The organism is Brevibacillus sp. HB1.2, from assembly GCF_013332495.1.
Taxonomy (GTDB): domain Bacteria; phylum Bacillota; class Bacilli; order Brevibacillales; family Brevibacillaceae; genus Brevibacillus; species Brevibacillus porteri.
On record NZ_JABMIU010000019.1, the window covers coordinates 16979 to 29794 of the forward strand.

13 protein-coding genes are annotated in these 12816 nt (G+C 47.2%); 3 read left to right on the plus strand and 10 right to left on the minus strand.

The genetic code is table 11. The features are described 5' to 3' along the window. Positions 1 to 9: 9 nt before the first annotated feature. Positions 10 to 567, minus strand: coding sequence for an SH3 domain-containing protein (locus HPY28_RS26965; protein ID WP_106834322.1), 558 nt, complete (start codon positions 565 to 567; stop codon positions 10 to 12). Between the two features lie 234 nt (positions 568 to 801). Continuing rightward, positions 802 to 1425 carry a polysaccharide deacetylase family protein gene (locus HPY28_RS26970; RefSeq protein ID WP_371813552.1) on the minus strand — a complete coding sequence of 208 codons (624 nt, stop codon included), beginning with the start codon at positions 1423 to 1425 and terminating at the stop codon, positions 802 to 804. 245 nt (positions 1426 to 1670) lie between these two features. Here HPY28_RS26970 and HPY28_RS30840 point away from each other — a divergent pair, with 245 nt between their 5' ends. After that, a complete protein-coding gene (locus tag HPY28_RS30840; RefSeq protein WP_174231767.1) occupies positions 1671 to 3674 on the plus strand; it encodes an ABC transporter ATP-binding protein in 2004 nt (667 codons plus the stop codon). 53 nt (positions 3675 to 3727) lie between these two features. On the opposite strand, the gene HPY28_RS26980 is transcribed toward HPY28_RS30840, so the two are convergent. After that, positions 3728 to 5959 carry a heavy metal translocating P-type ATPase gene (locus HPY28_RS26980; RefSeq protein ID WP_174231768.1) on the minus strand — a complete coding sequence of 744 codons (2232 nt, stop codon included), beginning with the start codon at positions 5957 to 5959 and terminating at the stop codon, positions 3728 to 3730. 205 nt (positions 5960 to 6164) lie between these two features. Then, positions 6165 to 6443, minus strand: coding sequence for a hypothetical protein (locus tag HPY28_RS26985; protein ID WP_174231769.1), 279 nt, complete (start codon positions 6441 to 6443; stop codon positions 6165 to 6167). A gap of 142 nt (positions 6444 to 6585) precedes the next feature. Here HPY28_RS26985 and HPY28_RS26990 point away from each other — a divergent pair, with 142 nt between their 5' ends. Together HPY28_RS26990 and HPY28_RS26995 are read left to right on the plus strand one after the other, a co-directional pair. Next, positions 6586 to 6960: an ArsR/SmtB family transcription factor gene (locus tag HPY28_RS26990; RefSeq protein WP_035290894.1), complete on the plus strand. Its 375-nt coding sequence runs from the start codon at positions 6586 to 6588 to the stop codon at positions 6958 to 6960. Between the two features lie 69 nt (positions 6961 to 7029). Then, positions 7030 to 7503 (plus strand): hypothetical protein, encoded by a 474-nt coding sequence (locus tag HPY28_RS26995; protein ID WP_017247128.1) that lies wholly within the window; start codon positions 7030 to 7032, stop codon positions 7501 to 7503. Between the two features lie 67 nt (positions 7504 to 7570). On the opposite strand, the gene HPY28_RS27000 is transcribed toward HPY28_RS26995, so the two are convergent. The 6 genes from HPY28_RS27000 to HPY28_RS27025 form a co-directional block, all read right to left on the minus strand. Further along, complete coding sequence (locus HPY28_RS27000; RefSeq protein ID WP_174231770.1) at positions 7571 to 8011, minus strand: hypothetical protein; 441 nt, start codon at positions 8009 to 8011, stop codon at positions 7571 to 7573. A gap of 44 nt (positions 8012 to 8055) precedes the next feature. Further along, positions 8056 to 9447 carry a sensor histidine kinase gene (locus tag HPY28_RS27005; RefSeq protein ID WP_174231771.1) on the minus strand — a complete coding sequence of 464 codons (1392 nt, stop codon included), beginning with the start codon at positions 9445 to 9447 and terminating at the stop codon, positions 8056 to 8058. After that, positions 9444 to 10124 (minus strand): response regulator transcription factor, encoded by a 681-nt coding sequence (locus HPY28_RS27010; protein WP_017247126.1) that lies wholly within the window; start codon positions 10122 to 10124, stop codon positions 9444 to 9446. The genes HPY28_RS27005 and HPY28_RS27010 overlap by 4 nt, the downstream gene beginning before the upstream one ends. Positions 10125 to 10404: 280 nt before the next feature. Next, a complete protein-coding gene (locus HPY28_RS27015) occupies positions 10405 to 11022 on the minus strand; it encodes an alpha/beta hydrolase (protein ID WP_069852688.1) in 618 nt (205 codons plus the stop codon). Beyond that, the gene (locus tag HPY28_RS27020; RefSeq protein WP_174231772.1) at positions 11019 to 11969 is read right to left on the minus strand and encodes a ring-cleaving dioxygenase; all 951 of its coding nucleotides are present in this window, start codon (positions 11967 to 11969) and stop codon (positions 11019 to 11021) included. Before HPY28_RS27020 ends, HPY28_RS27015 begins: the two co-directional genes overlap by 4 nt. 19 nt (positions 11970 to 11988) lie before the next feature. Further along, positions 11989 to 12630 carry a nitroreductase family protein gene (locus HPY28_RS27025; RefSeq protein ID WP_017247123.1) on the minus strand — a complete coding sequence of 214 codons (642 nt, stop codon included), beginning with the start codon at positions 12628 to 12630 and terminating at the stop codon, positions 11989 to 11991. Positions 12631 to 12816 lie beyond the last annotated feature (186 nt).

The window sequence follows — 12816 nt, forward strand, 5'->3', positions numbered from 1 at the left end:
GTAAATGGATTATTCTGCGTTAGCTTTCCAGCCGTTAATATAGACCAGCGCACTACCTGAATTAATTGTCGTTACACGCCAAGCGTTAGGGTTGCTATCCTCAGCTTGGAGTGTTGAATCTCTATCGTTTTCTTGGAAATATCTACCTTTCGGGAATTCGTCAACTTCTTTAGTCAATGCAATATCACTATACACGTATGTTGGATCTGCTGTTCCCTTAGCTTCTGTAGTATATTTTGTGTAAATTTCTTGAGTACTGATCTCTTGGGCCGCGATGTATCCAATCGCGCTTGATGAATATTTACCAATCGAGGATTTAGGATAATAATACTGTACAAACCTAAATCCATTTGAATCAGTATATCCTTTTGCAGTTGTGCTAACTACATCAGTGCCATTATAAACAGTAGCTACAATAGCATATTGTGTTCCTGGCCCAGTCCTGACGCTTAGTGAATCAGCGATTACATCGTAAACGCCAGTTTTAGCAAAGACCGCAGCTGAGAAAACACTTGAAACTGCTAATGATAAAATAGTACCTGCAAGAATTTTCTTTTTCAAACTCATAGATAGTTTGCCTCCATCATCCCAAATTTTACATGTATTGTAACAAAGAATAAAATACCAACATTTTACAATAATGTAAATATTTGAATTTACCTGATTCTGGATGGTCACATTTATAAGACGTCGCGAGATAAAAAAATGTTTCAGAATTAAATTCTTTATGAAACATAGACTGGCCTAACATAAGTTGAATAAGGGACATTTTGAAGGTTACTATTGAGAATCCTGCTGGTTCTATCTCCCCCTTGTCAGATAAGCTGTCAGTTGAAACATGGCGGAAACGGTTGAAAAGGTATATTTCTGTTCACTTAACACCTCAATGACATAGGGCAAGGCGTCCACACTCCCCTTTAGCGTGTCTTTTGTACCGCCAGCGGAATGTTGAAGCACGACTGCGCCTGGGGTAACATGTCCCAAGATGTTTCTCGCTACCTGCGGGCCGGTGAGACCTTTCCAATCCCAACTGTCTATATCCCACAAAATCATTTCGTAGTCTCTCGCTGCAAGCAGCTGGATGACCTCCTCATTCACTGCTCCATATGGCGGCCGAACTATGCGAGGACTCACTCCTACTACCTTTTCGATCTGATCCGAGGTACGTTCTACCTGCTCCTGAACAGCCAAGAGAGGTATTTTCGTAAAGTCAGGGTGATCCCAGCTATGATTTCCTACAATATGACCTTCCCTTACGATCCGCTCCAGTATTTTCGGGTAGTACTTCACCATTTGTCCCACACAGAAGAAAGTTGCCTTTACCTGATAGGGGGCTAATATATCTAACACACGAGGCGTCCACAACTGATCTGGTCCATCATCAAAAGTGAGTGCGATTTCCTTTGACTGATTGAGCTTGTTCACAAGCGTTACCTCCCTATAAGCCAGTATTCTGCTGCATTGATGCATAGTATGACTGGGCTCTCATTTGGTAACGCTAAAAAAGCTGTATGGATATGCAACGTATAAAAAAATTTTTAAACAATAGTTAATGAATATAGTATAATGATGATAATGATTTTCATTTTCGTAAAAATTCCTACTAGAGAGATTGTTGGATATACATGGAGGGTTAATCACGGCAAAGCATGCTCGAAAGGGAGGATTATATGGAAAAAGTTTTAGAAGTAAAAGATTTGCATGTGTCATTCGATACGTATGCAGGTGAAGTCAAAGCAGTACGAGGCGTCTCCTTTGATCTGGAAAAAGGAGAAACACTGGCAATTGTTGGTGAATCCGGTTCCGGTAAATCCGTAACCTCACAAGCACTTATGCGCCTCATTCCTTCTCCTCCTGGACGCATTCCAAAAGGACAAGTTCTCTTTGAAGGAAGAGATTTGGTTACGCTTTCCGAAAAAGAAATGCAGGATGTTCGCGGTCGCGATATCTCGATGATCTTCCAAGACCCGATGACTTCCTTGAATCCGACGATGACTATCGGTAACCAAATCATGGAGAGCTTCATCAAGCACCAAAAGCTGAACCGTGCAGATGCGCGCAGCCGTGCTATTGAACTGTTGGAAATGGTAGGGATTCCATTTGCCAAGGAACGTGTCGATCAATACCCGCACCAGTTTTCCGGTGGGATGCGCCAACGGATTGTCATTGCCATCGCACTGGCCTGCAATCCAAAAATTATCATCGCCGATGAGCCGACAACTGCTCTGGACGTATCGATTCAAGCGCAGATTTTGGAGTTGCTGAAGGAACTGCAAAAGAAGATGGGTACTTCGATCATCTTTATTACGCATGATCTCGGTGTAGTTGCTAACATGGCAGACCGTGTAGCGGTTATGTATGCAGGTAAAATTGTGGAAATCGGTAAAGTCGATGAAATTTTCTACGATCCTAAGCACCCGTATACCTGGGGTCTATTAGGTTCCATGCCTAGCCTCGATGCCAGCGACGACGAGCTGATGTCCATTCCTGGATCGCCGCCTGACATGTTCAAGCCACCTGTAGGTGATGCCTTCGCGGCTCGTAACCCATTTGCGTTGAAGGTCGATCTGGAATATGAACCACCGATGTTCAAAATCTCCGACACGCACTATGCGGCAACATGGCTCCTGCATGAAATGGCACCTGACATCAAACCACCTGCTTCGGCTGTGAGACGAAAAGTCAATTCTGATGATGCGACTGAGGCTCCAGTAAGCACCAAAAAAATGATCAACTACGAGAACCGCGAGAAGCTGGTTGAAGTCAAAGATTTGAAACAGCATTTTGACCTCGGGAATGGTCATACGCTGAAAGCTGTAGATGGTATCACCTTTGACATCTACAAAGGGGAAATTTTCGGTCTTGTGGGTGAATCCGGTTGCGGTAAATCCACCACAGGACGAACCATCCTTCGCCTGTACGATGCAACTGGCGGAGAGGTCTTGTTCAATGGGAACAGTGTACACGGAAAGAAAACACTTGAAGAAAAGAAATGGCTCAACCGCAAAATCCAAATGATCTTCCAAGACCCGTACTCGTCGTTGAATCCACGTCTGACTGTATCCGACATTATTGCAGAAGGTCTGGACATTCATCGTCTGGCGACCAAGGAAGCACGCATCGCCAAGGTACACGAGCTGTTGGAAACCGTTGGCCTCAACCGCGAGCACGCAAACCGTTACCCGCATGAGTTCAGCGGCGGACAGCGCCAACGGATCGGGATTGCACGGGCATTGGCTGTTGATCCGGAATTCATCATTGCCGATGAACCGATCTCTGCCCTCGACGTGTCCATTCAGGCGCAGGTCATTAACCTGCTCAAGCGCCTGCAAAAAGAAAAAGGCCTGACTTATCTGTTCATCGCCCATGACCTGTCCATGGTTAAATACATCAGTGACCGCATTGGTGTGATGTACCGCGGACGTATTGTGGAGCTGGCAGAAAGTAATCGCCTGTACGAGAATCCGATTCATCCGTACACCAAATCGTTGCTCTCGGCAATTCCATTACCAGACCCTGATTATGAGCGCAACCGTAAGCGCATCGTTTTCGATGATCAGGAATATTTGCGAGATCAAGGGGAAGAACGCGTCTTGCGTGAAATTGAGCGCGGTCACTTTGTTGCTTGCACCCAGAAAGAATTCGAAAGATACGGCGGCGGAGTCTTGGTGTAAACCTGATACAGAAAAAAGGGAGAGAGCCTCGACAGCTCATCTCCCTTTTTTATTTAGTCCTTCATTCGCAAGAGTCTCATGCTGTTTAAGATGACCAGCAATGCGGCTCCCGTGTCACTGAGCACCGCCAGCCACAAGGTTAGATAGCCTGGGAATATCAACACGAGTGCGACCAGCTTTACGATGATCGAAAACCAGATGTTTTGCTTGATAATCGCGAGTGCTTTTCTGCTGACCTTCATCGTGTGCGGCAGCTTTTCGAGATTGTCAGCCATCAATACGATATCCGCGGTTTCCATTGCCGTATCGGTACCAGCTCCACCCATGGCAATCCCCAAGTCAGCTGATGCGAGAGCAGGCGCATCGTTGATCCCGTCACCCACCATGGCGACGACCTTGCCTTCTTGTTGGAGTTTCTTAACCGCCTCTACCTTATCTTGCGGCAACAACTCTGCAAAATAACGATTTACACCCGTCTGACTCGCTACCTTTTTCGCCGTACCAGCATTGTCACCAGTCAGCATCACGATGTCTTCAATACCTGCCGCCTTGAGTTTGCCAATGGCACTAACCGTAATCTCACGAATGGTGTCGGCAACGGCAATCATCCCGATCAATTTCGTTGCGGTACCGATAACCACCAGCGTATGTCCCTCACTCTGCAACGACCCGATTTGCGTTTGCCATGCCGACAAATCGACTCCCAGCTCTTGAAACAAGGCGGGCTTCCCTGCATAAAATGTCTCGGCTCCAATGACAGCGCTCGCCCCTTTTCCGACGATCGCCTTGAAATCTTGCCCACTCTGGGAAGCGACCTGCTTTTGTTTCGCATAGGTGAGAATCGCTTGTGCAATCGGATGGGAAGAACGCTCTTCAATCGTTCTGGCGATCGACACTACTTCGTCTTCGCTTCCCTCCATCTCGATAACCGCTGCAACCTGTGGTTTCCCTTCCGTCAATGTGCCCGTTTTATCGAAGGCAATGGCGTTGATCGCTCCTGCCTTTTCCAAAAACGTACCGCCCTTGATCAGGACGCCGTTTCTCGCGGCATTTCCAATCGCAGACACAATCGCAACTGGCGTGGAAATGACCAGTGCGCACGGGCAAGCAACAACCAGTAGCTCAAGTCCTCTGTAAAACCATTCTCCCCAGGTACCGAGTCCGAATAATGGCGGGAATACGATCACGAACAAAGCAAGCACGAGCACGATTGGCGTGTAGATCGCAGCGAATTTGTCGACGAACGCCTGAGTAGGCGCTTTTTTCTCCTGCGCTTCCTCCACGAGATGAATGATTCTGGCAATCGCCGTATCCTCCACCAGCTTTGTTACCTTGATCTCCACCGCGCCGCTTTCGTTGACACTCCCTGCAAAAACGCTGTCGCCGACCAGTTTATCTACGGGAATCGATTCACCTGTAATCGGGGCCTGATTGACGCTCGATGTCCCGTGTACAATCACCCCATCCAGCGGGATTTTCTCTCCCGGCTTCACTACGATGACTTGGCCGACAGCAATGTCCTCAACTGGCTTGCGGGTAAGAGTCTCCCCTACCTTGACCCATGCCTCAGGCGGAGCCAAATCCATCAAATTGCGTATGGAGTCACGTGTTTTTTCAATCGACTTGGTTTGCAGCAAGTTTCCGATGGAAAAGAGCCAGACAACCGTCGCGCCCTCCAGCCACTCACCGATTAATGCTGCTCCAATAGCCGCAACAGACATCAATACGTTCATATCCAGTGAACCGCTTTTGATCGCGTAAAAAGCACTGCGCGCAGGTCGGTAGCCGCCACTTATGATCGACAACGCATAGAGCACAGTAACGACCAGTGGAGATACGCTTGGTGAAAGGGAGCCTAGAAATCCGAGAGCCAATAACACACCCGAAATTGTCGTCAGTACCGTCCCTGCTTGATCCGTTTTCGGTACTGCTTTGGCGGTACGTCTCGTAAGTAGCATAGCACTGTATCCAGCCTTGGCGACTTCCTTCACCACCACATCGGCTCCTAGTCCATCCGCGACGAGCTGCATTTTACCCGTGGAAAAGTTCACGTTTACCTCTTTTACGGTTGGCAACGTCTGCATATGCTTTTCCAGCGATTTGGCGCACGAACTGCAATCCATACCTGTAACGCGATAGACAACAGCCTGTGAAGAAAGAATTCCTGCGGTTTCTGTTGCCGCAGCCGCAGGCTCGAGAACCGTGAGAATTTTACCAGCATGCGTATGCTCACTGCCGCATTGATGCCCACTGCAACACTCTTCTTTTTTTCGTTCTTCTGCCATCTGTTCTCACCTTTTTCCAAGCATCTATTTTGCCCAGCTTCGAATGAAATCAATCCACAAACATTCAAACAAATATTTAATTATTATATTATCGTATCCTTCTGGTTCGTTCAAGAATTGATTTGAATATTCCGCCCATTTTTTTACAGATCGAGAATAAAAAAAGACCCCTATTACTAGGAGTCTTGTTACTTGGTACGAGCTTCTACAGTGTTGGGGTGGTCTGCCAACGCTCCCCACAGTCCAGACATTTGCACTTGATTACTTTACGCTTTTCTAAGGCAAGACGAACGGCAAACAGAATAAATGCCCCTGACAGTCCGAGGAACAAAAAGATGACAGGAGTCCCTTTCACGGAAATGCCGATCAAGGCAAGCACTGCCAAAACCGCTACATAAATGGTTATGTATAATGGCTTATTGATCGACTCCGTGAAATCGATCTTTGCAGACCGGCACTTCGGGCACTTTGGTTGCGCACTCATGGTATTCTCTCCCCATTTCTTGGATCATGTTCATCTTACACGAAAACGAAGAGGGGCACTACACTGCCATGAAAATGTCGTTTTTCCTTTTCACTTTCTCCGCGAATGTCTATAATAGTAGGACATTGTAGAGCATGAGGTGATGGTTACAGTGGATGACATCTGTGAAATCCAATGTTTTGATGAGGAAAAAGTAAATCGGTTAAAGCCGTTCGCCACAGAATCAGAAGGGGTAGCAAAAATCTTCAAGGCGTTGGCCGATGACACCCGCGCCAAAATCATTCACATCCTCTCGATGGAAGACGAGCTCTGTGTCTGTGATGTGGCTGCTATCATCGGAAGCTCGATCGCTAACACCTCCCACCATCTGCGGCTACTTCGCAACATGGGACTAGCCAAGTACCGCAAAGAAGGTAAACTCGTTTTTTACTCGTTGGATGATGACCATGTACGCCATCTCATATCTGCGGGGATTGAACACGCCAAAGAACAGAAAACCATTGTCCGAGCTACCTGATTGCTCGGGCTTTTTTGTTATAGGTCTAAGATGAATTTTTTAAGAAATAGTTAGGAGGTGTGTTCGCACATGATAAACAAGGATGCTGTAATCCATTGTTTACAGGGTATCCATAACCGAAAGTTCGTCGATCATTTTCATATTCAAGAAGACCGGCAGCCACGTTGGGAGGCTTCAGCCTACCTCTTGTCTCTCGAAAAAACAGAAGTCCCTCATCCGGTGGATGCTTTTCTACTTTTAATGGAGCGTCTCGAATACTGGGGTGAAGAGTGGGCTTGGGAAGAGATGAACGTCAAAAATAGCAACAGACTGCTTGTACTTAGTCGGGTCATTGATCCCCTCATAAGGTTTGGGGTATTCATGAAAATAGACGTAAAAAATACGCTTGGCAAACTAGATGAACTAGGAATTGAAATTGATTTTGGCTCCATTGTGACAGCTGGGTCCACTAACACGCTGATTTATGATGAGTGGAATGATTTTCTATTATTCGGTGGTAACGCACACCATTATTACGTCATTCAATGGTACACAACCGCTTAATCAGTATTTTAAACATTTGATTAACCATGAGGGGTTCCCTCGTTTTTCCGGGTAAATCCTTATAAAATCAGCCTTTTACGGATGGCTCGGTTTCTGTATGAAGACGCTTGTTGACCGCCTCTATTCCCACAAATATAAGGAAGTAACATATTGCAGCAAACACAAAAACCGTTGCCTGCGGATAAAACAAGGCAGCATGCGGATCAACACTCATTAGCCATTGAAAAAACACAGGCACATAGCCGATGACCGCATACCCGCCGAAACGCACAGCGTTTTTATTCCACCCGATCAAGTGTGATCGACTCACTAGCAAGTCCACGAATACCGACAGCCATACGAAGACAACTAGATTCAATGCCATGCTGAAGAGCACACCCAGCAAATACTCTTGTCCGAACCCATACGGCGCGCTTGGATCACGATAGATGTAGATGATCAACGCAGCATACAGACCAGTAATAAAAGGGGATATGACTGCGGCGAGTACACGCCTGCCGATATTCATGGAAATCACTCCCTTGCTTCGCTTCATTATGAATCGTTTGTCGTTCACGCAGTAGGATGCTCACCCGTCGGTAGGCTGACCGTGACCGTTGTCCCTTTGCCTATACGGCTTTGAATGTGAATGCTACCTTTTGCGACCTGCAAAATTTTTTGTACGATAGAAAGACCGAGGCCGCTTCCCGTCGCTTCCCGATTGCGTGACTTGTCTCCTTTGTAAAAACGGTCAAAGACATGCTCCTGCTCTTCTTCTGACATGCCGATCCCCGTATCCCGAATGGTCACGCCGATTCGCGTATCCTTTTGTATCGCAATAGATATAGAGCCAGCCGTTGGGGTGAATTTGATACTATTGGCAAGCAGGTTCATCCATACTTGATTGAGTAGCTGCTTGTCACCCACGATGAAAGTCTCCGGTAAAGTTAGCTCCATCACGAGCTTTTTTTGTTGCCACTGGTGCTCCAAAATTAAGAGGACTTGCCTGATCTGCTCATCCAGTCGGAAACGTGTCGGTTCGTACAGACCTGTCTCTTTGTCCAGGGAAGCGAGCGTCAACAGCTGCTTGCTCAAGGAAGACAGCCGCCTGCTCTCCTCTTCGATGATAGTCAAGTACGTCTCCTGCTGTTCACTTGTCACACCGCCGCTGCGGATAGCTTGAGAAAAGCCTTGGATCGATGTCAATGGAGACTGGATTTCATGTGAGACATTGGAGACAAACTCTTGGCGCATCTCGTCTAGTTGTTTGAGTGACTCTGTCATCCTGGCAAAATGCATAGCCAAATCGCCGATTTCGTCACGGCGTGAGATGTCCAGGTGGATGTCGTACTGCCCTTCTGCCAGCCTTTTGGTCGCATGGCTCAGCTTCTCGATCGGCTTCACCAAATAACGGGTAAATATCAAAATCAGGATCAGGCTAAGTACAAACATCGCTGCCAGCAGCAAGGCAAACATAATATGCACCTCGCCAAACTGCTGTTCAATATTTGGTCGTACAAACAGGGCGTATTTTTGCCCTTCTGCTGTAAGCGGCAAGCCAATGCTGTTTGTCAGCGTGTTTTCAAAAAATCCGGTCACAAACCAGCTGTGCTGTTCTTCTGTAATCCCTCTGTAAGTCTCACCCGCCAACACTCTTTGAACGATGGCAGGCTCTATCTGCTGATCGCGAAAAGGTGCTCCGAATTGGCTTACTGCGCCATTCTCATCCACGAGATGTAGCTGAAAATTCAAATTGGCGACATGAGTCATGAAGGCGGGCAGGTCGAGTGTGGATTTATGCTCATACAAATCGATGATTTGCTGTCCGATGCTCGTAATTTTTTGTTCATTATAAGCACGCAAATTGCGTTGATAGTACTCATTTGCCAATAAAAATCCAAGTGTGCCGCTGATCAGTACAATTGCGACAAAGGTAAGAACTAACCGGACGTAGAGAGATTTCACTGGCCTCGTACCTCCAGCTTGTAGCCTAAGCCGCGAACAGTAGAAATGACAAAGTCATTTGTTTTCTCCGTAAATTTCTCTCGCAGCCGCTTAATATGCACATCGATGGTCCGACTATCGCTCTCGGTATCGCCGCCCCATACGAGCTCCAACAGTTGATCTCGGGTAAAGATCCGATCAGGAAAACTGGCAAGCTGGGCAAGCAGTTCAAATTCCTTTAACGGTAAATGAATCAACTCTTCTTTCACCTTCACAACATGGCTGATCCGATCGATGACGGTATCGTTTATGACGATGATTTGTTTGCTGACCATCTGATAACGACGCAGCAAGGCCTTGATGCGGTACAGCAATTCGGTAGGCTCAAATGGCTTGGTCAAATAATCATCCGTCCCCGCCAAAAAGCCTTTTTCCTTATCGCGCACCTCGCCCTTTGCCGTTAGCATGATGACAGGGAGGTCGTAAAATTCCCGTATCTCCCGGCACAGCTCCCAGCCGTTTTTGCCTGGCATCATCACATCCACGATGGCGAGCTGGACTGATTCCTGTTCCAACAGCTGCGAAGCCTCATCTCCATCCACACAAGCCAAGACATGGTATCCCTCTTTTGCTAAATAAAATCGCAATAGCTCACGTACATGTGGATCGTCATCTGCAATCAGAATCGTCAGTTTCATCAAGCTGGCCCCCTTGTTACTCCGCCCTCTGGTTTTCCTGCTTCATTATTTTGAATGATACTCACTTGTCTACCATCCTGCAAATCGTCAATGGCTTGCACCTACGTGGATCAATAGTAAAGAAGCAATATGAACAAGAGATGAATGAATACTGCTGGTTCTTGAAGACTTTTACACATCTGATTAAATCTGCGGGAAGCTGCTCTTTTCCCGGAAAAACAACTGTTTGCGCACACAAAAAAGCGGCAGACATGGGCCCGCCGCTCTTGTTACTCATCGATTACTTGCGAAACATCTCTGTAAACCACGCGGCAGAAGCCTCTACTTCCTTCACCGTCAGCTGATGACCATATGAATCCCAATGCACAGTCACGTCAGCACCTGCTTCTGTCAGTAGTCGGTTCAGCTCCTCCGTCTCTTGTGCCGTACAAATCGGATCATTCGTGCCCGCTCCAATAAACACCGGAATGGCTGACATATCAGGCAGCGCTATCCCACGGCGTGGAACCATTGGATGGTAAAGAATCGCCCCTTTTAGCGGATTCGGGTAATGGAACAGGAGACTACCTGCGATATTCGCCCCGTTCGAATAGCCGACTGCCACGATATTGTCTCGCTCGATCTGATACGTAACCGCCGCCTGATCCAAAAAATCATGCAGCTCCTGCGTGCGGTAGACCAAATCCTCTTCGTCAAAAACACCCTCAGCTAAGCGTCGGAAAAATCGTGGCATGCCGTTTTCGAGAACATTCCCACGGACACTCAGAACAGAAGCGCCTGGATAAATGCGATTGGCCAGTGGCAAGAGGTCGTTTTCATCTCCACCTGTTCCATGTAGCAGCAACAGTGTTGGTGCTTCTGAATCGGTTCCTTTTCGAAAAATGTGCTTCAAATTCATGATTGATCTTCCTCCAACACTCTGACTGTAATCGGTGGCAAGCCTTGCTCAATCTGGGCGCGATGTGGCTCATACCACTCGGGGAGCATCAGTTTTTCGCCCAATGTATCAAATGGCTCATCTCGTTCAAAGCCCGGAGGATCGGTCGCAATCTCAAACAAAATCTCGCCCGGCTCGCGGAAGTAAATGGCGTTAAAGTATTGACGGTCAATAATATCTGTTGGATGAAGACCGGATTGAGCCGCGCGCTGCTGCCATTGCTGGTGATCCTGATCGTCTATAGCACGCCATGCGATGTGATGAATCGTTCCTGCGCCACCTTCTCCTCTTGGTATCGGCTCGGCATTCACGTCAATAACATTGCCCAAATCACCGTGAGCCTGGAAACGGACAAGGCCGTTTTCTTCGCCGACTCTGGTTAGTCCCATCAGTCTCTCGAGAACATCCATGGTGTGGGCTGGAGCCATACTGTACAAGATTGCTCCGCCGAAGCCTTTGATCGCCTTGTCAGCCGGCACTCCGCCAAAGGACCATTTGCTCGCTGGGCCTCCTTCACGTTCCACAATCTCCAGCTGTAAGCCGTCTCTGTCCGTAAATTGCAGATACGTTTCGTTAAAACGCTCCACGCGACGGTACTCGATTCCGAATTTTTTCAGTCGATCCTCCCAGAAGGAAAACGCCCCTACCGGAATCAAGAAAGTCGTATAGCCCACCTGTCCACCGCCCACGCGTCCGCGGCGACCAGATTCCCACGGGAAAAAGGTGATCGGTGTACCTGGACTACCGACCTCATTCCCGAAGTACAGATGATACACGTCTGGCGCATCGAAGTTAATCGTTTTTTTCACCATGCGCAATCCGAGAAACCCTGCATAAAAATCAACGTTATTTTGAGCGCTTGTGACAAAAGCTGTGATATGGTGAATCCCTGCTGTTTGCTGTGTCATTTTGAATAGCCTCCTCTAATTATGATTTACTTGCTTGGAATGTGTTGTAGCTCACAAACTCTCCAACGGGCTTGCGGTACCCTCTCACACGCTGGCTGGATGTATCTTCTTTTCCAATCGTGATCATCAGAGCTGGCACAAAGCTGTCCGGAACCTTTGCTATCTCTTGAACGGCTGCTGGGTCGAATCCGATCATCGGGCAAGTATCCCAGCCTTTATCCTTTGCAGCAAGCATGAACAGCATTGCGGACAAATTGGCATTGCGGATCGCTTCATCGCGCTTGAACTGCTCTCCTCCAGACTCGTGCATCGCTCTGACAGAAGAATTATTGTGATCGTACTCGCGTTGATCCATGATCCCTAAATGAAGGAGACCTTCATTGATGCGCTCTACACTTTGGTACGCTTCCTTGTCTCCAAATACAAGCACAACTGCCGAAGCGGTCTTTACCTTATATTGTCTATATGCCGCTTCATATACACGCTCTTTTGCTTCTGGATCGGTGACAACTACATAGTGGGCATGCTGCAAATTGAATGCAGATGGCGCGAACTTGACCAGCGACATGATTTCATCGATCTCAGCAGGTGTTATCGTTACATCCGGTAGAAACTTGTTTGCGGATCTTCTGTTTTTTACAAGGGTAGTGAATTCACTCATGGGACTTCCTCCTCGATTTTTTCATTCATTTTTTAATATCTTAAATTAAAGATAATGATGTTTAAAAAAGCACCTTCTTGGGGAAGTAGGATGACAATGTTACAAAAATTAATATCTTGAATTTAAGATAATTATAGGACTAAAATTTTCCCTTGTCAACACCCCAAGGCCAGAAGAATGAAATCT